A 25,050-nucleotide genomic window follows, 5' to 3' on the forward strand; every position below is an offset into this window, starting at 1 on the left:
CATAAAATCCTGATGTCTTATCATTGTCCGGCTGCCCTTTTCGATTCTTTTTTCTTCAGATCAGGCCGTAATGCACAAGCGCATGCTCGATTCCGTCCTTCTCCACTGTTCTGGTCACAAACTCCGTATAAGGATCCAGAGCCGGAGAATGTTTTCCCATCGCCACCGCATGGATGGCGAACTCAAACATGGGCAGGTCATTGCTGCTGTCTCCGAACACATAGGCTCTCTCCAGAGGAATCCCGAACCTGTCCAGCACGTATCCGCAGGCAGTTCCTTTGGAATATCCTTTCTGGACAATCTCGAACGTACCGTCTCCCCGGTCGATAATATCCATATCCGCTGCCACAAAATCCAGGAAACGCTTCACATCGCTTTCGGAATCACTGTAGACGAAAAACTTGTCCGCGGCAAATCCGCCACGCTCAAGAGGCTGGTCCATTCCCATGCCCCGTCTCCGGAAATACCTCCGGGACATCTCCAGACTGTCGAACCGGGTCATACGCTCCGGAAAATAGACATCTTCCATGCCTTCCGCCACACAGCCGATCCCGCACGCAGCGGCCTCCCGGATAATCTCGTTTCCACGGTCTTCGGGTATGGAACTGGAAAATACAATCTCATCCCCGTACACCATGCAGGTTCCGCACCCGCACATATATCCGTCGAACCCGATCCTTCTGATCTCCGAAGGAATACTGCACACGGTTCTCCCGGTATTGATAAACAGCAGATGTCCGTTCTTCTGCGCTTTCTTCAGCGCCCGCACTGCACTTTCGGGCACCTCGTGAGTCACCTCGCTTAAGAGGGTTCCGTCAATATCAAAAAATAAAACTGATCGTTCCATTGGTCTGGTTTCCTCTCCTGAAAAAAATCCTTTCTTACTTTAGCACTCTTTTCCGGAAATGTCTATGTTTTCCACGGCAATTGTCCGGCAGTTATGTACGAATTGCCACGGCGGCCACGCTTTCGCTTGGGAGTGAAACGCGAGGGGTTAGTTTCTGCAGACCGTTTCGGTGGCGATTCCCAGAATAATGCAGTCGATCAGGATAATAGCTGTAAATATGCAGATGGATTCTTCCGGGAGGACATCACAGAAGAGTCCTATGATAAGGAGTACCAGGGCGATTACCGACATTCCGATTCCATAGGCTCGGAAGAGTTTTTTTCTGTTGTATTTTTCTCGTTCCTGTTTTGTTGCCACGTTATATCCGGAGATGAACCAGCTGCCGTGTCCGGACAACAGCATCGCGGACAGTGCTGCGAACAGAAGAAAAAGCAGCCAGATTATCCACATTGGTGCATTCATTGCGTCAGATATGCTCATTTTTGTACCCTCCTACCTGTCTGATTGGATAACTTTATGGCACGCATAATGATAGCCTGCCGGCTTATTTTTGATTATAGCACAGGCCTCCCGGTATGGTATACTAAAACAGGTCTTCAGTCCTCTCACAGAAACATGCTCTCTCTTAAAGCACCTTGACTGAATTTTGACTTTTACAGGAGATAATAAAAAATAAACAGCGAAAGGATGGTCCTGCTCATGCAATACAAAATTTTAATCGTAGATGACGAACCGATGCTGACCGGGCTTCTGGCCGACTATCTGGGTGAAATGGGATATCTGCCTCTTACAGCTGCCGATAGTGTACAGGCCATGGAAAAACTGAAAGAATCTCCGGACCTGATCCTGCTGGATATCAATATGCCGGGTATGAATGGTCTGGAACTTTGCAGAACCATACGGGATGAAGTCACCTGCCCCATCCTCTTCCTTACTGCACGGGATGCAGAACAGGATAAAATTAACGGTTTGCTCATCGGCGGCGATGATTATATTACCAAACCGTTCAGTCTTCCGGAAGTTGCAGCCAGAATTTCTGCTCACCTGCGGAGAGAAGCACGTACACATGATTCTTCACGATTGCTGGCCTCCCGGGAACTTCTGGTAAATCTTTCCCGCCGCACAGTGCATTTTAAGGGGACAGAAATCGAATTTTCAAAGAGGGAATTTGATATTCTGGAGCTTCTTCTGACCCATGCCGGGCAGGTCTTTGACCGGGAACGGATCTATGAAGCCGTGTGGGGTCTGGATGCTTCCGGGGACAGCGGCGTAGTGAAAGAACATATCCGTAAAATCCGTCAGAAACTGCAAAGTGTGACCGGAAAGGACTATATTGAAACTGTCTGGGGGGTTGGCTATCGATGGAAACAATAAAATTCCGCGGACTTCGCAGTTCCTTTATCCTGTATGTACTGACTACACTGGTAATTGCAGCAGTCCTGTCCGTTCTGACAATCTGGGGCTGTGTAACGCTGCAGAAAACTTTATTGCCGGACTCCGATCTGGTCTATCTCACAATCCAGCGAAGCGATTCCGAAGGAAACGAGACAACAACTACGGTCCCGATGCCCCTGAATGATGTGTTGAAGGAAATTCCTTCTATGATTTCCATGAAAGATGAGGAAAGCAGTATTTCGTCTGACGGGCAGAATGTAAAATACTCTGTAACAAAAATAGAAAACAGTTTTACCGCCCTTTCCCCCAGACGGCAGCTTGTTTATCAGGCCAGCCGGATCGGCATGATTGCCTTACCGGTACTTTTTTCCCTGGAAGGAATCCTTCTCTGCGGCCTTTTATTTTACCGGAGAAAGCTGAAAACACCTATCCTGCTGTTGTCCTCGGCCACAAAACAGATTGCGGATCAAAACCTGGATTTTCAGATTTCTTATCCCTGCGCAGATGAGATGGGCGCGCTGTGCGCTTCTTTTGAGCAAATGAGGCAGATCCTGAAAGAAAACAATCAAAAGCTGTGGGATATGCTGGAAGAACGCAGGCGTCTCCAGGACTCTGTAGCTCATGATCTGAGAAATCCCATCGCCATTATTCAGGGATACGCCCAGTATCTTCAGCTCAGTCTCTCCGGCGATAAGCTCAGCAGAGAAAAAATGTCTTCTGTGGCTGCGAATATTCTTCATACTTCGCAGCGGCTGGAACGATATACAGATTCTCTCCGAGCCATCAGCCGTCTGGAGGAACTGGAAGTGCAGGTTCAGCCAGTGGATTTCGCTTTGCTTTCGTCCGATATGTGCGAAGATTTAAGTTTATTGACAGAAGAAAAGCATTTAGAATTGGATTGGGGAAATACGGTTGATGAGAAAGAATTAAATCTGGACGCCAAGATCCTGTACCGCATTTTAGAAAACCTCATCAGCAATGCCGTTCGATTTGCCAACCGAAAAATAAAGGTTCAATTTTCTTATTGCCAGGGGCTTTTAACAGTCACAGTATCCGATGACGGACCGGGATTTCCCCAAAAGGTTTTAGACAGCAGGGACAGTTATGCCTATATGGGAAGCGATGACAAAAATCATCTTGGCATGGGACTGTCCATCTGCCGGGTTCTCTGCCGGAAACACGGCGGGCAGCTGACCTTGTCAAACTCCGACCGGGGCGGCGCTGTCATAAAATTTGTCCTCTTATCTTGACCAAAATCTGACCTTTTCCCATTAAGATCTCCTTGTATTCAAAAAGCTGTGTTTACGGCAATCATACAAGGAGGTCTTTTTTATGCACAAAAAATGGATTGCATTATTGCTGGCCGGCCTGGTCATCTGTAACCTTTCTGCCTGCGGTAGCGGTAACTCTGATCAGAACATCAGCCAAGGAAACGAGTACAGCAGTACAGGAGATCAGGATAATCAAAATACGCAGGCATCGGATGGAACTGCTCCGGAAGGCGGTCTGACGTCGCTCATTCACCGGACGGGGCTGTTCAATCGTTATTGCAGTACAAAGGACGGTTTTTATTACCTGACGGAAGAAGATTCGCCCCTTGCGGATGGCAGTTATGCCCCTCATCTGATGTATATGGATTATGCCACCTGTCAGGAGGTATACCTTTGCAGCGACAGCAGCTGTCGGCACGACACAGAAGACTGTACTTCCGTCCTGGCCGGAGCGTCTTCGGATGGCCGGATTTTTATCTGGGATGGATACCTGTATTTCCTTGACCGTTCTCCGGATACCAGTGGCTCTACCATCCTCAATATTCTTGGAGATTCCGGATCTGCCAGTATTGAAGCAGATCCGGCTGAGTTATATCGTATGAATCTGGACGGTTCCGGACGGGAGCGTATTTACAGTTTTGACGCCGATGCCACAGTGGAGGATGCAGCTCTGGGGAGTGACAGCGGCTTATATTTTGTTACAAAGAAACTGGGCGCAAGTGATTCTGGTTCTGGTACCTATACCACAACATCTGACCGGCAGCTTATCTGTCTGGATCCGGACAGTGGCGAGGCCAGATCCGTCTGCTCTCTGGATTTTGGCGATGGTCTGAACTGGGAAATCATCGGTTCATCAGATGATAAAGTTATATTGAAAGCATATCAGTACCCCGATGGTATGACGGAGGAAGAAGCTGCCGCTCTGGATGAAAACAGCTATCTGGATCTCCTGAAAAACAGCCAGATTGTCTATGCTTCTCTGGAACTTTCTACCGGGGAAAAAACGCAGGTGTATTCTCAGTCGGCCGGAGGAAATTCCTCCTCTGAAGCTGTCTTGAGTGGATGTCTGTATGCCTCTAATGAGTCAAGCCAGGACATTGTGAAAATTGATCTTGCCACAGGAGAAAAAAGCACTTTGTGCAGTCTGGAAAACAATTATCTGTATGGCACGCTGGGAAATTATCTGTGCTGTACCAGCCATGATCTGACAGCAGATTACGGATATTACCTGGTAAATGTGGACAACGGAGAAATCACACACTGTAGTCTGACCAACCAGGCCCTGGGATGGCGGCTGGATCTGATGGCTATGACAGGAGACCGTGCATTGGTGGTATACGACTATGAATATACCCCTTTGGGAGACGACTCCTATGATATTACCCGGTATCAATACGGCTTGATTTCTATGGATGATCTTCTGAACAGTGTGCCGGACTACACACCGATCCAAATGGTTGGGGAGGGAATTTAGAGATGCTGGAATTGCAGAACATTACAAAGTATTATGGCGCCAGACAGGCACTGGATCATGTATCTCTGACATTGGAGAACGGCATTTACGGTCTGCTCGGACCAAACGGAGCAGGAAAGTCAACATTGATGAATATCATCATTGGCAATTTGAAACCCACTTCCGGTACGGTACTTTGGAATGGGGAAAATGCCCGTGAAATGGGCGCAGCCTATCGAAGTCTGCTGGGATATGCTCCCCAGCAGCAGGGACTTTATGATACTTTTACCGGAATTCGTTTTCTCTCTTACATGGCTGCCTTGAAAGGCATCCCGAAGAAAGAACAGAGAGGTGAAATCCGGAGGGTTCTTGACTATGTGAATCTGACAGAAAAAGCCTGCCGGCCCATTGGCACCTGGTCGGGCGGAATGAAACAGCGCATCCTGGTTGCCCAGGCTATTTTAGGCGATCCGCATCTGGTCGTTCTGGATGAGCCTACTGCCGGATTAGATCCAAAAGAGCGGGTGAGAATCCGGGAAAATATCCGCAGCATTTCCGGGGACAAAATCATCCTGGTATCAACCCATGTGGTTTCCGATATTGAATCGATTGCGAAAGAGATTATCCTTCTCCGGGAGGGAAAGATTGTGGGCCACGATACCGTATCAGGTCTCTGTAAAAAGCACGGAGATGTGAAGAACCTGGAACAGGTCTGTCTGCAGGTATTTGGAGAGGAGGAAGAAAATGACGGCACTCATACGGTTTGAACTGCAAAAGATCTGGCGGAAAGGGAGTTTTCTAAGCCTCATGGTGTTGCTGCTCTTTCTGAATGTCTTCCTCCTCTGGTATTTAAACCGGCCCGCAGAGGACGAGCCGACGCTTTCCGCCTACAAAGCTGTCTGCCGGGATATCTCCGGCATGACAGAACAAGAAAAGCTTGACTTTATCCGTGATCGAAAAGAATGTCAGGAGTCCGCTCTGCCTGACGAACTGTATGAAGAAATTTCTGCTGTGTCCGGCTATGACGACTATCTGGCTTCTGTACAAAAAAACAGCAGTCAACTTGGGGAAATATCCATTTTTCAATCATCTGCATCGGAAGAAAATTTCGGAAGCCGTAATATTGCAAAAAGTGCCGCAGACCATGCAGGGCTGTCCTCAGAAAATATCTGCTGGTTTCCATCGAAAGGGATTACAATGGCAGTGGACAGTCAGGCAACCGACCTGTTGCTGCTTCTTTCTGTCTTTCTATTCGTCGGCCAGCTCATAACAGACGAAAAGGAGAAGGGGTTATTTACTGTTACCCGTTCCACCAGACGGGGAATATGGGCGGATATGGCGGCGAAAATGATTGCCGTACTGATCCATGACGCAGCAGTTTGCCTGCTGCTTTATGGTTCCAATTTGATTTATGCCGGCAGAATGGCCGGGATAGGAAATTTATCTGCATCCCTTCAATCCCTGGCTCCCTATATGGAAAGCAGTTTCCCGATTTCTTTAGCGGCATTTCTGGTCCTATGTCTGATCACAAAGATCGGCGTGGTATTTCTCCTGGGATTACTGCTGACTGCCTGTGCAGTTTACAGCGCCCACAGTTTTACGCCAACGCTTGTGGGAATTGCCTTTTTAGGCCTGAACTGGATTTTATATACTTTCATTCCGTCCTATTCGCATCTGAATCTGCTGAAACATCTTTCCTACTTCAGCATGCTTCGGACGGATGCCTTATTCGGGACTTATCTCAACCTGAATATCATGGGATTCCCATTCAGCCGCACAAGCTGTGTTCTGGTATTACTGGTCCTTTTGCTTTCCGCAGGCTTTGCAGCCGTTCTGCTGCTGTTCCGATATGGAAACCGGCTGAGTATCAAACAGACATCGGGACATTTCCGTTTGCCGTTTCATCCGCATAACAGCTTGTTTCGACATGAAGGATATAAAATTCTCATTGCCAGCCGCGGGCTTCTGATTCTGCTGGCCTTTGCCGTCCTTCTGGGATGGGACGCGCTTGGGAAGAACTACACCCCTTCAGCCGGCGAGCAGTACTATCAGAGTATGATGCTCTCTTTAGAGGGTGAGCTTACCGGGGAAAAGGAAGCCCGCATAAAGGCAGAACAGTCCCGCTATGATGAGGCATTTGCCCAGATTGAGCGAATTGATCAAATGGCAGCGGACGGAAATATCAGTGAAAGTACCGGTGACAGCATGAAAGAACCATGGTACAGCGAATTAGCTTTCTATCCATGGTTTCAGCGGGTTCAGACGCAGTATGAACGGATTCTGTCAGATGGCGGTGTATTTATCTACGATACAGGATACCTCTATCTCCTGGGTCGGATGGACGACGATCTGCTGACAAATCTTCTTCTGCTTTCGTTATGCTTCTGTTTCGCTTTTGCAAATGTTATGGCAATGGAAGACAGCAAAGGACTCTGGGGCCTTCTTTCTGCGACGAAGCTGGGACAAAAACAGGTCGTCAGGCATAAATGGATGGTGTGCAGCGTTACTTGCGCAGGGATTACGCTGCTTCCCTGGTTCTTCCGCGGTCTGGCGATTTCATCTGTCTATCCCATGGGTGAGATCCGGGCAGGAATACAGAGCATTCCGCAATACCAGAACTTTCCTGTCAATCTGCCGATTTTACTGTTTTTAACACTGACAGTCTTCAGCCAGCTTATATCGACGGGGCTGATCTGTGCTGTGGTGCTGTTCATATCCAAATGGAGAAAAAATTATTTTCAAACACTGTTTTTAGCGCTGCTATTATTGGCTGTTCCGCTGGTTCTGGCGCAAATGGGGCTGAGCATTATGAGATGGTTTTCAGTCTGGCCATTGTACGGGTGGACGGGAATAACCGGAAAATAACATTTTCCCTCTTCCTCCCGCATATACTGTTTACAAACGTTCTTCCGGTGACAACATCATGAAACATTTTCTCAAACAAGTCCTGCTGCCCAGAACCCTCTCCCTTCTGAAAAATCATATTCTGACTGCCAGGGCCGCCCATCTCCTGCTCTTTTTCATCGCCGTGTACGCCCTGGGCGCCACTGCCGGATTTACGGTGAAACACTTTTATCTGGACGGGGAAGGTTCTGACGACGCCCTTCCCGTCTCCGCTGAAGGAAACTGGGGTCTGAGCTTTCAGGAGGAGGGGCAGCCCCCGGTGGGGAACGCCACCTCCACCGAACTGGCGCAGTACAATGCATATTATGCGGCAGATACCGATGAGAAAGTGATCTATCTTACTTTTGATGCGGGATATGAAAACGGAAATACAGCCCCCATTCTGGATGCACTGAAGAAGCACAATGTATCCGCCACCTTTTTTGTGGTAGGAACCTACATAGATTCGGAACCGGAACTGATCCGGAGAATGGCGGAAGAAGGACACACTGTCGGGAACCACACCTGGCATCACCCGGACATGTCGCAGATCTCAACCATGGAATCCTTCAAAAAAGAGCTGGAATATGTAGAAAACGCCTACAGAGAGGCCACCGGTCAGGAAATGACGAAATTCTACCGCCCGCCCCAGGGAAAATACAGTGAAGAAAACCTGAAAATGGCACAGGAACTGGGTTACACAACCTTTTTCTGGAGTCTTGCCTATGTGGACTGGTACCAGGATGACCAGCCTTCAAAGGAGGAAGCTTTCGACAAACTGCTCGGCAGGATCCATCCCGGCGCCATCGTCCTGCTCCACAGCACATCTTCCACCAACGCGGAAATCCTGGATGAACTGCTGACGAAATGGGAAGAAATGGGATATCAGATCCGGCCCCTTGGAGAACTGTGTGAATAAAAGATGACATGAAAAGGGCATGCTGCATGGGAATTTATTTTTCTCATGCAGTATGCCCTTTATTTTTATATTCCGCTCTCCACTGCTGCTCTCTCCACAGCCAGCCCTTTCTTATATCTCTCCATAAATGCCTCGTATCCCTTTACATCTGCTTCCACAGGATCCATCTCCTCTCCTGCGGTGCCTGCGAATACTTTATTGGCGAGGAAATCCGTAAGAGATTCGCCCTCATCCCGGCTGACCATGTAATCTGCCAGAAGCGCGATTCCCCAGGCGCCGCCCTCTCCTGCCGTCTCCATGACGCAGACCGGCGTGTTGATGGCTCCGGCGAGGATCCGCTGGCCCACGCCTTTCGTCTTGAAGAGACCGCCGTGTCCCATCATTTTGTCCAGTTTGATATTCTCCTTTTTCAGAAGGATATCCATACCCGAAGTCAGCGCTCCCAGGGAGGTATACAGGTGAACCCTCATGAAATTCGCCAGGTTAAACCGGCTCTCCGCAGAGCGGACAAAGAGCGGTCTGCCCTCGTCGAATCCGGTTACCGGCTCTCCGGAGAAATAGTTGTATGCCAGAAGCCCGCCGCAGTCGGCATCGCCTTCCAGCGCCTTGTTGTAGAGAGTTCCGAAGATCCTGTTCATATCTGCGTCCATTCCCATGCAGTCGGCAAACTCTTTGAACAGGCCGACCCAGGCATTCAGATCGGATGTACAGTTGTTGCAGTGGACCATGGCCACAGGATCTCCTGCAGGAGTAGTCACAAGATCAATTTCCTCATACGGTTTCGTCAGTTCCTTTTCCAGTACCGCCATGGCAAATACACTGGTTCCCGCAGACACGTTTCCTGTGCGGACCGCCACACTGTTTGTCGCTGCCATTCCTGTTCCGGCGTCACCTTCGGGCGGACACATGGGGATTCCCGCTTCCAGATTCCCGCTGGGGTCAAGAAGTTTTGCCCCCTCCTCTGTCAGCGTTCCTACGTCTTCTCCTGCCAGAAGCGACTTCGGCAGAATGTCCCTGAGTTTCCAGGAAAATCCTTTTTCTGCAACCAGCTCTTCGAACTGTCCGATCATCCTGGCGTTGTAGTCTTTTGTTGCAGGATCGATGGGGAACATTCCGGAAGCGTCTCCGTTTCCGATTACTTTCTGCCCGGTCAGCTTCCAGTGTACATACCCGGCAAGCGTTGTGATAAAGCGGACTCTGTCCACATGTTCCTCTCCGTTTAAAATGGCCTGATACAGGTGCGCAATACTCCAGCGCTGAGGAATATTGTAGTTGAACAGGGCAGAAAGTTTTGCCGCAGCCTCGCCGGTGATCGTGTTCCTCCATGTGCGGAACGGAACAAGCAGGGTATCGTTTTCGTCAAACGCCAGATAGCCGTGCATCATGGCGCTTATTCCGGCTGCCGCAAGCCGGGTCAGTTTCACGCCGTACTCCTTTTCCACATTTTCCGCAAGATCCCGGTAGCAGCCCTGAAGGCCTTTCCATACATCCTCCAGGGAATAGGTCCAGATATGATCCACATACTGGTTTTCCCACTCAAAACTGCCCGCCGCAACCGGGGATCTGTCCTCGTCGATCAGCACGGCCTTGATTCTCGTGGAGCCAAGTTCGATTCCCAGAATCGTCTTACCGCTTTGGATTGCTTCTCTGATCTGATTTTTTTCACGCATTCCATTAACCTCCTTCTCGATTCACAGTTTTCTGTGTGAAATGTCATTCCTTCTCGGTTCACTATTTTCTGTATGCAACATCATTCCATCTCAGCTCATTTTTCAGGTTCCGGATCGTCGTATCCTTGTCAATATAAACAGCCTCGATTCCCATCATTGCCGCCCAGTCTCCCATCTGCTCTGCAGTCAGGTCATAGGAAAACGCGGTATGGTGTGCGCCTCCGCAGAGAATCCACGCCTCCGCGCCGGTCTGCAGGTTCGGTTCCGGCGTCCAGAATGCAGTTGCTACCGGAAGTTTCGGCATCGGTTTTTCTGTCTTTTTGCAGTTTACATTATTGATAATCAGGCGGAACCGGTCTCCCAGGTCGATCAGGGATGTGGCGATGGCAGGGCCTTCTTTCGATGTAAATACCAGTCTCGCCGGATCTTCCCTGTCACCCATGGACAGCGGCTGAACCTTGATGCTGACAGGGCCGTCCGCGATCGTCGGACACACCTCAAGCATATGCGCCTCAAGAATTCCTTCCCTGCCCGGCACAAGGTTGTATGTATAATCCTCCATGAAAGAGGTACCCTTTGCATCCTTCATTCCTTCTGTCATAATCTTCATAATGCGCACCATGGCTGCCGTCTTCCAGTCTCCTTCCGCGCCGAATCCGTAGCCCTTCTGCATCAGTCTCTGCATGGCAAGTCCCGGGAGCTGCTTTAAGCTTCCCAGATCCCCGAAATGAGTGACAATCGCCTGGTAGTTTTTCTCTTCCAGGAACCGCTCAAATCCGATCTCGATCTGTGCCTGGACAGCAACATGTCTCTTAAACTCTTCCGGATCCCTGCCCTCCAGAAGGATCTGGTACGTATCATAGTACTCGTCCACAAGCGCATTTACCTCTCCCGCGCTGACATCATTTACAGCCTCGGCGATCTCATTTACCGGATAGGCGTCTACTTCCCAGCCGAACTTAATCTGTGCTTCCACCTTGTCGCCGTCCGTGACAGCTACATTTCTCATGTTGTCCGCCACTCTCATGACACGGACATGACTGCTCTCGATCACGCCCACTGCAGTGCGCATCCAGGAAGCGATCTTCTTCTGCACATTTTCGTCCGACCAGTGTCCCACAACCACCTTGCGCTCGATTCCCATGCGGGTGAAAATGTGGCCGAACTCGCGGCCGCCGTGGGCAGACTGGTTCTCATTCATGAAATCCATATCTATTGTATCATAAGGGATCTCCATATTAAACTGTGTGTGCAGATGCAGAAGCGGTTTTCTGTATTCCTGCAGTCCGAGGATCCAGGATTTCGCCGGAGAAAATGTATGCATCCATGTAATCACGCCCGCGCAGTTCTCATCCATATTCGCCTCGTTGAACGTCCTGCGGATCAGCTCGTTTGTGATCAGCGTCGGTTTCCACACCACTTCATAAGGCAGAACCCCCGACTCATTTAATTTCTCCACAATGATCTTCGCATGCTCCGCCACATGCGCCAGACACTCATCCCCGTAAAGATCCTGCGATCCCGTACAAAACCAGAATTTGTAATCTTTTCTTTTCAGCATCTCTAAAATCCTCCTTATTTCTGTCCGTAGTATGCGTTTGCTCCGTGTTTCCTGTAGTAATGCTTATCCTGCAGTTCCTGCGGTGCGGGCTTCACCTCCGGATTGATCATCTCGCAGCGCGCCGCCATCTTTGCCACTTCCTCTGCCACCACCGCGTTGTGAACAGCTTCGTGGGCGTCCTTGCCCCAGGTAAATACGCCGTGGTTCTTGCACAGGACGGCAGGAACTGCAATGTAGTCCTTCTTCCTCGCCTCGAATTCATCAGCGATCAGAACGCCTGTGTTTTTCTCATAGGCTTCCTCGATCTCTTCCTTTGTAAGGTTGCGTACACAGGGAATCTCCCCGTAAATGTAATCCGCATGGGTTGTCCCGTAGCAGGGGATGTCTCTTCCCGCCTGTGCCCAGCTTGTCGCCCAGGGTGAGTGGGTGTGTACGATTCCCCCGATGTTCGGGAAACGGTTGTACAGCACCACATGGGTCGGCGTGTCAGAAGAAGGATTATATCTTCCCTCCACTTTGTTTCCTTCCAGATCTACCACAACCATGTCGTCGGGAGTAAGCAGATCGTACTCTACTCCGCTCGGCTTGATGACAAAGAGACCGCTCTCCCGGTCGATTCCGCTGACATTTCCCCATGTAAATGTCACAAGATTATATTTGGGAAGCAGCATATTTGCCTCGTAAACTTCTTTTTTCAGTGCTTCTAACATTGTGATCTTCTCCTCTCTTTTCTGCTTTATTCTGTAATTTCTTCTACAACAGCTCACTCCATACTCTGACGGAATTTCTCATGACAAGCCGGGGCTGGAATTCCCGTGTTGCAAGCACTCCTTCTCCCCGTATCTTCTGCACCATCAGCTCCGCGGCAGTCCTTCCCAGCTCTTCCGCCGGATTTTCGATGGAAGTAAGGGGTACCGGACCGAACTGTGCCAGACTGGAATTGTCAATTCCCACCACGGAAATATCCCCCGGGACTGCAATCCCCGCACTCTGCAGAATTCCCACCAGCCGGTAGGCGATCTCGTCATTATAGCAGACACAGGCTGTACATTCCTTCAGTCTTTTTATAATGCGGGCGCTCTCCTCTTCCATCTCCCGGATCTCATCAGAATCGATCCAGATGATCTTTCCGCCTCTCACCCGGATATCCTGTTCCATCAGCGCCCGGGTATATCCCGCGTACCGCAGATGCCCCTGCCCGTCATCGGATTTAAAGATCCCGCCGATCTTTCTGTGCCCGCAGTCCAGCAGATGCTTTGCCGCCGCATATCCTGCTGCCCTGTCGTCCAGGCTGACGTGGGGGATGTCAATGTCCCGGTAAAAACTGTTGATAAACAGAACCGGAATTCCCGCGTTTTCCAACTCTTTGTAGAGCTCAAGATTGGGATTCGGAAGACCGCTTTTTACCGGCTCGGCGATGAGCCCGTCCACCGTCTGCCCGCGGATGAAATCTTTCAGAAGCATGCGTTCCTTCTCCACTGCATTGTCCGTCATGGAGATCTGAAGCATACACCCTTTTCCCGAGAGCACAGACTCAATCCCCTTTACGATCGCAGGGAAAATGTAGGTATCCACATGGGTCAGCATCACCGCGATACGAACGGTATCTCCCGGCTTCTTCCGGCGGTTCACGGCAATATATGTGCCGCTTCCCCGGCGGCTCTCCGTAATTCCGGCAGATGCAAGCTCTTCCAGAGCACGCCGGACCGTCTGCCTGCTCACCTGAAACTGTTCCATCAGATCCTTTTCCGAGGGGAGCCTGCTGCCGCAGACAAGACTTCCGCTGTCAAGCTGTGCATGGACCCAGGATACGATTGTCTCATATTTTTTCTGTGATCTGCCGGCTCTCTCTGCCGGTCCGCCAGAGTCTTTCTTCATGAGCTTCTGCCTCCTTTCCCGGTACAGGTTCTTCCCTAACATACTAAATTACAGACAGATATTTCTGCCTGTTATAACTATACAACAATACAACTTTAATAACAATTCGCAGTATTGATAAATACCAAAGTCACATTTTATAAAAAAATAAGAAGTTGTATTGTTTTTAGAACTTTAAAGCAATACAACTTCTCTCTTTCACACCATTATTTTTTCATGACCCATTTATAATTTTTCTATTCTGCAGTGATGAGTCTTATCATTGTATTCCAGAAACGGGATCTCTCTGTCGTGCACTTCTTCGAGAAAAGATGCAACTTTTCCTTCATCCCCGGATAATGTCGCCTGCAGCATATTTCTGGAAGATTCCACGATTTCCCGTATTTCACCCATGCTCGACCGTGTAAGAACCTGCTGAAATTTCTCCATCAGTTCCAGATTCGGTATTTGCAGATATCCGTTATGATAAGAAAGAAATCCATAGACAACCATCGCTGAAAGTATTTCATCCCTTGTCTTCATGCTTGGCTGTAATGCACTGTATCCGGTCAGCTCAACCCGGACCGGTATCCCTGATACCATCTTTACAACATCTTCCCTGACCTCTGCAGCATTATTTTCTACACATTCTGCCACCTCATTCATCGGTCCCGTCTCAGTCCAGTAATTCAGGCATACCCCCTTTACTTCACTTTCACTGAAACCAAAATATCTGTCAAATATATTATCATTGATAAAATTGTATTCGGCAAACATATTCAGTTCAGAGCCGCTCGAATATTTTGCAATCGGAAGCACGCCTGTCATATATGCCAGATCCACATAAGGCTGATCTTTCAGCAGATTCTTCAGAAATCCGAGATAAGCATTTTTGTCCCTTTCCGACATATATTCCTCATAAAAAATCGAATCCCATTCATCCATAATAAAAATGAAAGATTCTTTTGTATCCCACAACATTCTGCTGATACTGTCATATTTCTTTTCTTTCAGAAACGGATAGCACTCTGTCAGGTCTTCAATAAAACATTCCCTGATACTTGAAATATAAGTGTGGTAATCCTCGCACAGATCCGGTCTTCGACTGAAATCAATATATATGACGTTATGTCGGTTCAGGTGGTCAGCAAACGACGGCGCAGCGGCAATCTGTCTGTTCTGAAACAGTTCCGCTGTATCATAGCCCTTCGTATAGTACGCTCCGAGCATATTGGCATTCACCGTCTTCCCGAATCTGCGGGGACGGGTCACACAGACATAACAGTCATTGATTCCTATTTTCTGGTTCAGCAGTTCAATCATGCCGCTTTTATCCACATAAGGGATCTGTGTACAGGTTTTCTGATATCGTACGATGGGGATTCCGGTATTCAGATAATTCACACACGCCACCGCCTTTCTTTTCTTTCAGATTTAATTCCATTCTACCACACCCGCCATTTATCTTCCATACCGGCTTTTGCACAAGATACAACGGTATCGTTGCCGCGGAATAGACAAGATCATACGCATCTTTCTGTCAGTTCATGAAATAATTCATCGCAGTATCTCGGTCTGTATTTCTCGAATCTTTCCGGGATCCTGTCAAATGTTTTCCTGAAATCCATTACTGTCACCTCCGTAAATTCTGAATTTCCTGTCAGATTTACTCCCCGACCACTCTTCTGCAGCACAGGTACGACAGCAGGAAATATCCGCCGTACACCGCCACGATCAGCAGCGCCGTGACTACCAGAGATACCGAGATGCTTCCGGAATCACTGATGGTCATCATGTTGTTGCAGACCTGGATGCCGAATACAGAGTGGATTACAGCCAGGATCAGCGGAAGTCCGAAAAACACGCCCATCTGGATAAACAGCGCCCGGTTCCGCTCCCGGTCTCCCACGCCCAGCTCCCGGAGTATTCTGTATTTTTCCCGGCTGTCAATGGCATCCGACATTTCTTTTAATGCCAGGATTGCGGCGCCGCTGATAATGAACACGAATCCCAGGTAAAGGGCAAGGAATACCACCAGGCCGCTGGAGCCGATATTGTCGTCTGCAATATATGACCGGGTACTGGAAATCACCCTTTTTCCATCCTCCGCATCACTGTTTACCTGTCTGTTAAACGCCCCGTCATCCATATAGGAACGGAATTCTTTCGTATCATAACCTCCGGAATAATCTGCCAGAAGATAGCTCTTTGCCGCATCATTTTCCTCAAAGGGAATGTCATCCGGCACAACGATAATTCCCATGTTGGACTCGGAATAGTTCATCATGAGGAATCCGTCCAGACAGGTATCCTTCGCTGCGGTCAGGGTCCGTCCTTTCACTTCTATCGTATCATTTACAGCCAGGCCGTACTGGAAGAATTTCACCATGTTGGGGTAATCACAGCTTATGGCATATTCATTTTCGCCCAGGCTGACCGGATCGAACCCGTAGATCTGCGCCGCCCGGTTATAATCGCCGACCCGGATCATCTCAATCTCTTCCGCCGCCATATACCGGAAGGAAGAATCCGCTTCCAGAAGGCTTTCCATATAGCTTCCCATGACAGTCTGGTTTGTCACGGTCTCTGTCTTATAAGCGACAAACTCTTCAAGAATGTCCAAAGAGTTCATATCAAATTCCTTCTCTGCAAGCACATCTGCCACCGTTTTCCCGTCCGGCTGGTTTTTCACATCTGCCGTACTTTCCCCGGCGCTTTCATCATCGCTTTCCCCGGTCATATTCCGGCTCATGGACACATCAATGGGGGCCAGCCGGTCGATCCTGCCCTCCCGGTATGACTTCAGCGTAAATGCGGACGAGAGCAGGCAGATCGTGACGAACAGAAGCAGGCAGATGATCGAGGCAGCCGCCACAAATGTATTGATCTGGCTTCCCGTCTCGCTGATAATGAAGGAGTTCAGCCGCCGGTGATAGATGCCGGGGATCTTTTTCAGTACATTGATGGCAAATCCCGACACCGACCAGAACACCAGGAACGTCCCGATGATTCCCAGGACGATCTGCACCATCACAAGCGCCTCGCTCGTCATGTTCGCCTCGTTTGCAGTCACATTATAGTAAGCTATGCCCAGTATCACGCAGGCAAAGAGAAATACCGCCAGGCAGACCCAGGGATTCTTCAGATGCATTTTCTCTTTTTTCCTCGCTCCCACATACAGGTCGATGATCTGGGAACGCATGACCACAATGGTGTTCATCACGATCACCACCACGTAAATAATAGCGAAATATCCCACTGTTTTCAGCAGGGTGGGAACCGATAAAGTAAAGACGAAACCGGTCATGTCAGCCTGGAAGAGATTTGCCACAAAAAGGGACATAAACTGGGACAGCCCCACACCCGCCAGCAGACCGACAGCAAGGGAGATCAGCCCGATCACCGCCGTCTCTGTGAGAAGGATCCTGGCAATGTCCGACTTTTTCATACCCAGAGTCAGATACAGGCCGAACTCCTTCTTTCTCTTCCGCAGCAGGAAACGGCTGGCGTACACGATGAGGAATCCCAGGATACAGGAGACGACCACACTCATGGCAGACAGAACTGTCACAAGAATATCTACCATATCCGAACGCTTTTTCGAGAGATCCATCAGCGCTGTCTGGGAATCTACTGCATTAAACACATAGAAAATGCAGACGCCCAGAATCAGGGTAAAGAAATAGATGGAGTAATCCCGGATGCTCTTCTTCAGATTTTTCATGGAAATCCTAAACAGCATAATTCAGGTCACCTCCCATCAGAGAGACAACATCCATAATGCTGTCGAAGAAGGCTCTCCGCTCCTCTTTGCCCCGGCGCAGTTCATTGAAGATTTCCCCATCTTTCATGAACAGCACTCTTGACGCGTAGCTCGCCGCAAAACTGTCGTGGGTCACCATAAGGATGGTGGCGTGCTCCTCCTCGTTCAGCGCCCGCAGGCTCTCAAGAAGTGTACGGGAATTGCGGGAATCCAGCGCCCCGGTCGGCTCATCCGCAAGAATAATGGAAGGACCGGTAATGACTGCCCTCGCCGCCGCGGTGCGCTGCTTCTGCCCGCCGGACATCTGGTAGGGGTATTTGTCCAGCACTTCCCGGATGCCGAGCCTGTCGGCCGCCTGTTCCACCTTTCCCCGGATCTTTTTGGGATCACATTTCTGGATCTGCAGTGCCAGGGCGATGTTGTCAAATGCTGTCAGCGTATCCAGCAGGTTAAAGTCCTGGAAAATAAATCCCAGCCGGTCCCTTCTGAAATCCGCCAGTGCATTGCGCTTTAAGTCCGACGTACAGATTCCGTCAATATAGATCTGCCCGGCTGTCGGCCGGTCGATCGTGGAGATGCAGTTTAACAGAGTCGTCTTGCCGGATCCGGAAGCCCCCATTATTGCAGTAAATTCTCCTTTCTCCACGGAAAACGAAATATCGTTCAGCGCTTTGGTCAGGCTGGACCGGTTTCCGTAATACTTGACAAGGTGTTCAATCTTTAACAGTTCACTCATTATAATATCCGTCCTTTCATGACAGTAGTATTTTCACCTTAAGTATACGGAATCCTGTAAGCGCGCAACATCGATCCTCCTGACTTAAACTTACAATCCTGTAAGTTTTCTCACAGACGCACGGTTCCGAACTCTACGATAATCCGTGTCCCTGCGCCCGGTTCAGACTCTGCGCCGATGCAGTGTCCCATCTCTGTGCAGAGTTTCCGGCAGATGTAGAGCCCCATGCCTGTGGAGGCAGCGGTTTTTCTGCCGTTTTCTCCGGTAAATGACTTGTCAAAGATCCGGGGCAGGTCCCCGGTGCTGATCCCGATGCCGTTGTCCTCCACAAAAAGCCGGATGCGGTCCGCTTTTGTTTCCGCACGGAAGCGGATTACCCTGCCCGTATCCGATTTTCCGCTTCCCGGAAAATCACCATGCTTCTCTTCCCGGGCATATTTCACGGAATTGCTGATCATCTGTCCGAGCATGAAAACCAGCCATTTCCGGTCTGTGTACACTTTCTCCTCCCCGATCTCCATCTGCACGGAAAAACGGTTGAGAATCAGGCTGTCCTTGTTCTCTCTTACCGCCTCCCGGACGATCTCCCGCAGAGTATGTTCCCCGATCCGGTAATCGTTTCGCGGGACTTCGCTCCGGATATAATAGAGCACCTTCTCCACATCGCTCTCGATCCTCCCGATCTGTTCTTTGAGCCTCCGGCTGTTCTCCCCGGATTCGTCACTGACGCGGCTCTCACCACGGCTGTTATGGAGGATCAGTTTGGCGCTGGCTATGGGGATCTTGATCTCATGGATCCACCGCTCCGTATATTCCTTAAATTCCGAACTCACCCGTTCATGCCGCGCAATCTCATCGTTCATGGACTTGGATATATCCTCCAGGTTCCTGTGCCAGATCTTCCCCTCCAGGAAACGGGGCTCCTCCTGCATCTCCGCAAAAAGGTATTTTTCTTTCAGGTGTTCCATTTTCTCCGCCATATCATTATAAAATGCCGCTTTCCGCAGAAAATCATACGCCAGTATCCCGGCGCCCCCGCACAGAAGAATCCCCAGAACAAAAACAGACAGAGCCGGGATGCTGCCGAAAAGCAGCAGCACCCCCTCCGTCACCGCAGTCATGAGAAGCCAGATCAGAATATGGTACACATGATCTCTCAAGTATTCTCCGAATGTCATACCAGCATATACCCCTGCTTTCTCCTTGTCTCAATCACATCCTCCAGACCGATGGAAGCCAGGCGCTTCCTCAGCCGGTTGATATTCACCGTGAGCGTATTGTCGTCCACAAATTCACTGAAATCCCACAGATAATCCATCAGCTCATCCCTGGATACGATCCGTCCCCTGTTCTTCAGAAGGCAGTGCAGAATCGTCATTTCATTGTGGGAGAGAACGATCTCGTCCCCATCCCGTATGATTGAACTCCGGGGCAGACTGATCTTCAGCCCCCGGTATGTCAGTTCTTCCTCTTTGGGCTGACCGGATGCACGGCGAAGCACCGACTCGATCCGAAGGAGCAGAAGCGTCGGATTATAGGGCTTTGTAATATAATCATCCGCCCCGGCGCTGCGGCTTAAGATCTCCTCCACATCCCCGTCCCTGCTGGTGAGCATGATCACCGGAACATCCGATTTCTCCCGGAGCTCCCGGAGGATCGCCTGCCCGTTGGCTCCGGGAAGAATGATGTCCAGAAGGATCAGATCCGGCTTAAGCTCCTCCGCCTCTTCCGGCACCCGGTCGAACTGCTCCAGGACCGCCGTCTCATAACCGCTCCCTTCCAGAAGCGTTTTCACCTCATTTCGCAGCACTCTGTCATCTTCTACAATCAGTATTTTCTTCATCCGCACTGTACCTCTGCCGGTCTTGCCGGAATATCCGCACTGTTGTACAGATTCACCAGATACCATCCCGTCCGGGCAAGCCTCACTTCCGTGGGAACGCCGCCCCGGATCTCATCGCCTGAAATGATCATCTGCCTTCCTGCGGCAGACGCCTCCATTTTCTCCGGATCAAGCGCTCTTCCATCCTGAAATACCTGCAGGCCGCCCGCTTTTTTCTTCCCCACAGTCTGTCCGTAGGGAACCTTCTCCGTCAGGTGCAGCCCTTCCCCTGCATTTTCAAAAGTAAGAGTGAGCTTTCCGTCCTCCGTCTCCGCCTTTACCAGTGTGGGCGCTTCACAGAGAACATTCTCCCCATACACTCTGTTTTCCGCCAGAAGGGCAAGCCTGTGCCCCACCGGCTGCTTTTTCTTCGGGTGGATATCCCACTCCATCCCCACGTCCGTGATCACTGCCATACCGGTATTCTCAACGGTGTCCGCCGTGTACTGCTGCGCCTCACGGATTTTCGCATAAGGCTCGCCGATACACTGCATCCACTGGTTCAGCGGTGCAATCTGGACAAACAGGAAGGGAAGATTCTCATTCCAGAGTCGCCTCCAGGAACGGATCATCTCCGGGAACAGCGTATGGTAGACTTCCGGATGGGTATCCCCGTCCGTCTCCCCCTGATACCAGATCACGCCGCGCACCGTATAAGGCGCCACCTGGCAGAGCATGGACTCATACAGTCCTCCCGGGCGCCGCTCATACTTCGGTCCGATCTGGGGCGCCATAGCCTCCGGATCAATTTTCGTAAGGTCAATCCCCTGCTCCATCATCTTCGCAGCGAACTCCTCCTGTGTACAGCCCCGCATCATCATGTCGCTGATAGGATTTCCAAGCAGATCCGTCTGATAGGACGCCGGATTATTCCGGAAGTTTTCCTCATATTTTTCCAGATCCAGCCGGCTCACTGCCTCGTCATACTCATCCAGAAAAACCTGTCCGCCGCCTTCCGCCACGGCCTCCCGGGGCATCCATGCACATGCCGGAGTGCCGCCCCAGTTGCAGCCCACGATTCCAACCGGAACCTGATATTTCTTCTGAAGTTCTTTTGCAAAATAGTAACCCACTGCAGAGAAGCGCTCCAACTGCTCCGGCTCTGCCTTCCGCCAGAATCCGTAATGTTTCCCGTAATCCGCCTCGTCGATCTGCCCCACGTAAGACACTTCCGGATAGTCAAAAAACCGGACAGCGTCATTGGCACACTGCCTTTTTTCCGTCTCCATGTCCGCATCATAGCGCATGTGAAACTCCATATTGGACTGTCCCCCGGCAAGCCACACCTCGCCCACCTGAACGTCCTTTAACGAAATTCTCTCTTCTCCGGATACGATCTCCATCTCTTCTCCGAAAGATGTGTCAAACGGTCCGCACACTGCAGTCCATTTTCCCTCTGCATCGGCTGTGGCCGCTGACGTTTTCCCCTGCATCGTCACTGTGACTTCTGCCCCCGGGGCAGCTTCTCCCCACACGGAGACCTTCTTCTCCCGCTGAATGATCATATGATCCTGAAATAGCAACGCTGTCTTCAACATGATCCTTCCCTCTTTTCCGCAATCAGTTCTTTCCAGTCGGTAAACGCTTCCGGCCGCTCACAGGTCGACTCCACATGTTCCATCCTGTCCGTCCCGCCGCTCTTCATGATCTGGCAGATGGTGTCAAGCACATGGTAAGCCATAGTCACGTCCACCCGGATCCTCGGCATTTCCGGAGATTTTCCGGCTGTTTTCCCGGTTTCTCCGCCCTGCGCTTTTCCGGCTCTGAGGATCGCCCGCGCCATCTCCGCCGGTCCGATGCCCCGGCAGTTGTCAGACAGATCAGACACCGGCTCCAGTGTTCTTCTGTTATCCCTGTCCATATCCTCCATACCGGTTATCTCCGGGATATACTGCACCTCGCCGCCGAACTGGTTGGCGTCGCCAAGGAAGAGAACCCCTTTCGTGCCGTATATGGTAAATACACCCAGATCTTTCATCAGGGACTCCCCGTTGAGGGTAAGCGTTCCGGCAACACCGCTCTCCATCTTCAGGATTGCCGTCACCTGGCTCTCATTGTCATAAGTATATTCTTTGCCGAATTCCGGACTCTGCGGGAATATATTCGTCCGCACCTTTTTCCGGTTCTCCACCACAGCCGATACCCGGTCCACCGGTCCTAACAGGCTGACCAGTGCGGTCAGGTAATAGACGCCGTAATCATAACAGATCCCGCCTCCCGGCATCCGCAGGAACGTAAAGATGCTCGCCAGAAGATCAATATTCCGGTTGGCGCAGACCGTAAAGGAAGTCACCTCGCCGATCAGCCCGTCATCGATCGCCTTTCGCGCCGTCTGAAAGCAGGAGCCAAGAAATGTCTCCGGCGCAGCTCCCAGCAGAAGCCCTTTCTCCCGCGCCAGATCAAGGAGCACTTTTCCGTCCTCCAGCCTGTCGGTGAGAGTTTTCTCCGTGTAGACATGTTTTCCTGCCTCCAGCGCCTGCCGGATCAGTTCAAAATGAGTGGGGGCAGGCGTCAGCACCACCACAAGTTCGATGCTGTCATCTGCAAGAATCTCATCATAGGTACACGCCCGGATTCCGTACTCTTTCGCTTTCTTCTGTGCGCTCTCCAGATGAGCTGCGGCGCAGGATACAACTTCCAGAGTGGAATATTTCTTCATCATGTTGGTGAGATAGATGTCGCTGATTGCTCCGCATCCCACCACGGCTGTCCTTACTTTTCTGTCCATAATATAATGCCTCCTTCGTTTTTTGATGGGCCCGGGATGTTATGCCGGGAACATATCAGCTACTATTATAACATTGATTTTCGGGAAATGGATGAGAAATCTTATAAAAGACATTCCTGTGAAGTTGAAGTTCTTCGGGAGAAAATAAAACCGCAGCGAAACGGATGATACATCTGTAAAAAGATGCTCCCGCTGTTTCGCTGCGGATACTTTTTATATTTTCAGATCATTGCAGTCTCTTTATCTATCAAAGCCCTGCTCGCAGAATCTGACCGCTCTTTCCGGTATTACTTCTCCCTTTTTCCTTCTCTGCAGCCAGGTGTCTTACCATCTGCACTCCTGCCGCAACCGCCGGAATCACGACAAACCAGGCATCATGGACATGGAACATCTGCCAGAGCAGGAAGGATACAGCCACGCCTGCATGGAAAGAAACAAGTGTACCACCGAAAAATCTTGCCTTGTCCTTCTGCTCCTCATTTTGATTAAGAACCACTTCCGTAAGAGCTGCAGTAAACTGCCGGAAGTTATTTGTCGAAAAAATCGTCGAGCTGGAAAATCCTCTTGCCCCCTTAAAGCTGCACCATTGAAATGCCGTGGCAAAAAAAATCGGGTACAGACCGAGGATCGGGTTCATGTCCAGAGGCAGGAACCCCAGAATAACTGCCGCCACAGCTGTGACACATATACTCATGACCTGAATATTGATCTTAGTATGTTTCGGCAGATAAACAGTCAGCGCAACGGCTGCCATGTAGAGAAGCATCGCTCCCACCCTTAAGAGAACTTCGTAGAAATTCCGCCCCAGGATGCCAGTCACAAGATAGATCATATTCGATGTCTGGGCCGACCCGAGGAAATCACATCTTGCAAGGATTGCGTAGACCCCCAGGAATCCTCCGATAAATGATAATGTATAATGAAGCCTTGTCTCATACTGTGCCGTCTCGTCCATACAGCGATTCGTCTCCTCTCACATTTTTCTTTTTCGCGTACCGACGTTATTATAGCACTCAGGCAAAAAGTGTCAAGAAGGGAACCGTTTTTTCCGGTTACAAATCATGATCATCGTCCATCACAAACTCCCGGAAACGCTGTGCAGCAGGCGGGAGAAATGCCCGTCCGTCGCTGATCATATAAAAATATCTGTCGTTCTCCGGAAATTCAATCTCCAGTATCTTCACACTCAGTCTTTTCAGCAGATCCATAAAGGGAACCACGGAGACGCCAAATCCCTGTGCCGTCAGTCCCGCCACAACCTGATCCTCCTCCGTTTCTGCAACAGTCAGGGGATGTCCTCCCGCCTTTTCAAACATCTGATCAACAACACTTCGCAGTCCTGAAGATCTGGAAAAACCGATGAAAGGATAGGGCAGCAGTTCCTCAAGACTGACTTTTTCTTTCTCTGCCAGCGGATGGTCCTGCGGTGTGATCACTACCATCTTCTGCTTTCTGACCGGCACGGCATTCAGCCCCGTCTCTTCTAATGGTCTGGAGCAGAACACCAGGTCATATTTCTTTTCTTTCAGACCTTCGATCAGTTCTGAAGTGATTCCGGTATGAAAGGTAAAGCGGATGTCCCGCCCTTCGTTCTCCTTCAAAAAACGTGCAGCCATATCCGGGATATATTCCACTCCCAAAGTCCTCAGGAATCCAAGCCGGATCAGTCCTTCCCCTTTCGCGCTCTTCTGAAGCGAAGCGATCCCTTCATCCAGAGTCGCCAGTGTTTTTTCGGCGCACACAAGAAATTCCTTCCCAAAGCGTGTCAGTTCTGTGTTTCTCCCGCTTTTTTCAAAGAGGGGAACTCCCAGTTCACTCTCAAGCTGCATAATCGCATGGCTCAGACTTGGCTGTGTGATAAAAAGCTCTTCGGCGGCCTTCCTGTAATGCTTTACATGAGCTAATTTTACAAAATAACGAAGATAAAACAGATTCAATTTTTCCCATCCCTTCTGCACAAGATTATTTTATACAATAGAATACTATCACACCGTACTCTGATAGAAAATATCTATCATTCCATGAAAATTATTTATTTGCCAAAGCTGTACAGAATCGCTAGACTGTAATTCGGCGTAATTCTTT

Annotated in this window: 21 protein-coding genes; 6 read left to right on the top strand and 15 right to left on the bottom strand. The window is 50.1% G+C overall.

Translation table 11 applies throughout. The annotated features are described in order from the left end of the window. Nucleotides 1-55: 55 nt before the first annotated feature. Complete coding sequence (locus tag B5F07_RS12675) at nucleotides 56-847, bottom strand: HAD family hydrolase (RefSeq protein ID WP_087161658.1); 792 nt, start codon at nucleotides 845-847, stop codon at nucleotides 56-58. 147 nt (nucleotides 848-994) lie between these two features. Next, complete coding sequence (locus B5F07_RS12680) at nucleotides 995-1,327, bottom strand: DUF3784 domain-containing protein (RefSeq protein ID WP_087161659.1); 333 nt, start codon at nucleotides 1,325-1,327, stop codon at nucleotides 995-997. 219 nt (nucleotides 1,328-1,546) lie between these two features. Between B5F07_RS12680 and B5F07_RS12685 the strand changes: the two genes are divergently transcribed. The 6 genes from B5F07_RS12685 (at nucleotide 1,547) to pdaA (ending at nucleotide 8,768) form a co-directional block, all read left to right on the top strand. Continuing rightward, nucleotides 1,547-2,221 (top strand): response regulator transcription factor, encoded by a 675-nt coding sequence (locus tag B5F07_RS12685; RefSeq protein ID WP_087161709.1) that lies wholly within the window; start codon nucleotides 1,547-1,549, stop codon nucleotides 2,219-2,221. Next, nucleotides 2,209-3,492 (top strand): HAMP domain-containing sensor histidine kinase, encoded by a 1,284-nt coding sequence (locus B5F07_RS12690; RefSeq protein ID WP_087161660.1) that lies wholly within the window; start codon nucleotides 2,209-2,211, stop codon nucleotides 3,490-3,492. The genes B5F07_RS12685 and B5F07_RS12690 overlap by 13 nt, the downstream gene beginning before the upstream one ends. Nucleotides 3,493-3,574: 82 nt before the next feature. After that, entirely contained in the window at nucleotides 3,575-4,987 is a 1,413-nt protein-coding gene (locus B5F07_RS12695) for a hypothetical protein (RefSeq protein WP_087161661.1), read from the top strand. Between the two features lie 2 nt (nucleotides 4,988-4,989). After that, nucleotides 4,990-5,733: an ATP-binding cassette domain-containing protein gene (locus tag B5F07_RS12700; RefSeq protein ID WP_087161662.1), complete on the top strand. Its 744-nt coding sequence runs from the start codon at nucleotides 4,990-4,992 to the stop codon at nucleotides 5,731-5,733. Next, nucleotides 5,711-7,831, top strand: coding sequence for a hypothetical protein (locus tag B5F07_RS12705; RefSeq protein WP_087161663.1), 2,121 nt, complete (start codon nucleotides 5,711-5,713; stop codon nucleotides 7,829-7,831). The genes B5F07_RS12700 and B5F07_RS12705 overlap by 23 nt, the downstream gene beginning before the upstream one ends. Nucleotides 7,832-7,889: 58 nt before the next feature. Beyond that, nucleotides 7,890-8,768 (top strand): delta-lactam-biosynthetic de-N-acetylase, encoded by an 879-nt coding sequence (gene pdaA / locus B5F07_RS12710; protein WP_087161664.1) that lies wholly within the window; start codon nucleotides 7,890-7,892, stop codon nucleotides 8,766-8,768. A 65-nt stretch (nucleotides 8,769-8,833) separates the two neighbouring features. On the opposite strand, the gene B5F07_RS12715 is transcribed toward pdaA, so the two are convergent. From B5F07_RS12715 to B5F07_RS12775, 13 genes are all read right to left on the bottom strand, one after another. Further along, a complete protein-coding gene (locus B5F07_RS12715) occupies nucleotides 8,834-10,438 on the bottom strand; it encodes a xylulokinase (RefSeq protein ID WP_087161665.1) in 1,605 nt (534 codons plus the stop codon). Between the two features lie 61 nt (nucleotides 10,439-10,499). Then, nucleotides 10,500-11,999, bottom strand: coding sequence for an L-arabinose isomerase (gene araA / locus B5F07_RS12720; RefSeq protein WP_087161666.1), 1,500 nt, complete (start codon nucleotides 11,997-11,999; stop codon nucleotides 10,500-10,502). 14 nt (nucleotides 12,000-12,013) lie between these two features. Beyond that, nucleotides 12,014-12,709 (bottom strand): L-ribulose-5-phosphate 4-epimerase, encoded by a 696-nt coding sequence (locus B5F07_RS12725; RefSeq protein ID WP_087161667.1) that lies wholly within the window; start codon nucleotides 12,707-12,709, stop codon nucleotides 12,014-12,016. A gap of 43 nt (nucleotides 12,710-12,752) precedes the next feature. Beyond that, nucleotides 12,753-13,877, bottom strand: coding sequence for a GntR family transcriptional regulator (locus tag B5F07_RS12730; protein ID WP_087161668.1), 1,125 nt, complete (start codon nucleotides 13,875-13,877; stop codon nucleotides 12,753-12,755). 225 nt (nucleotides 13,878-14,102) lie between these two features. Continuing rightward, nucleotides 14,103-15,260 (bottom strand): AAA family ATPase, encoded by a 1,158-nt coding sequence (locus tag B5F07_RS12735; protein ID WP_087161669.1) that lies wholly within the window; start codon nucleotides 15,258-15,260, stop codon nucleotides 14,103-14,105. A 262-nt stretch (nucleotides 15,261-15,522) separates the two neighbouring features. After that, nucleotides 15,523-17,598, bottom strand: a complete 2,076-nt coding sequence (locus B5F07_RS12740) for an ABC transporter permease (protein ID WP_087161670.1) — start codon at nucleotides 17,596-17,598, stop codon at nucleotides 15,523-15,525. After that, on the bottom strand, nucleotides 17,588-18,355 hold the full coding sequence (locus B5F07_RS12745; protein ID WP_087161671.1) for an ABC transporter ATP-binding protein: 768 nt from the start codon (nucleotides 18,353-18,355) through the stop codon (nucleotides 17,588-17,590). Before B5F07_RS12745 ends, B5F07_RS12740 begins: the two co-directional genes overlap by 11 nt. Nucleotides 18,356-18,465: 110 nt before the next feature. Further along, the gene (locus B5F07_RS12750; RefSeq protein ID WP_087161672.1) at nucleotides 18,466-19,533 is read right to left on the bottom strand and encodes a sensor histidine kinase; all 1,068 of its coding nucleotides are present in this window, start codon (nucleotides 19,531-19,533) and stop codon (nucleotides 18,466-18,468) included. Beyond that, a complete protein-coding gene (locus B5F07_RS12755; RefSeq protein WP_087161673.1) occupies nucleotides 19,530-20,198 on the bottom strand; it encodes a response regulator transcription factor in 669 nt (222 codons plus the stop codon). Before B5F07_RS12755 ends, B5F07_RS12750 begins: the two co-directional genes overlap by 4 nt. After that, the gene (locus tag B5F07_RS12760) at nucleotides 20,195-21,775 is read right to left on the bottom strand and encodes a sialate O-acetylesterase (protein WP_087161674.1); all 1,581 of its coding nucleotides are present in this window, start codon (nucleotides 21,773-21,775) and stop codon (nucleotides 20,195-20,197) included. Before B5F07_RS12760 ends, B5F07_RS12755 begins: the two co-directional genes overlap by 4 nt. Continuing rightward, complete coding sequence (locus B5F07_RS12765; protein ID WP_087161675.1) at nucleotides 21,769-22,965, bottom strand: Gfo/Idh/MocA family protein; 1,197 nt, start codon at nucleotides 22,963-22,965, stop codon at nucleotides 21,769-21,771. Before B5F07_RS12765 ends, B5F07_RS12760 begins: the two co-directional genes overlap by 7 nt. Before the next feature lie 247 nt (nucleotides 22,966-23,212). Then, entirely contained in the window at nucleotides 23,213-23,920 is a 708-nt protein-coding gene (locus tag B5F07_RS12770) for a YoaK family protein (RefSeq protein WP_087161676.1), read from the bottom strand. 97 nt (nucleotides 23,921-24,017) lie between these two features. Further along, nucleotides 24,018-24,902 (bottom strand): LysR family transcriptional regulator, encoded by an 885-nt coding sequence (locus B5F07_RS12775; protein ID WP_087161677.1) that lies wholly within the window; start codon nucleotides 24,900-24,902, stop codon nucleotides 24,018-24,020. Nucleotides 24,903-25,050: the final 148 nt, after the last annotated feature.

It is taken from the genome of Lachnoclostridium sp. An169 (assembly GCF_002160525.1).
GTDB lineage: Bacteria > Bacillota > Clostridia > Lachnospirales > Lachnospiraceae > Mediterraneibacter > Mediterraneibacter cottocaccae.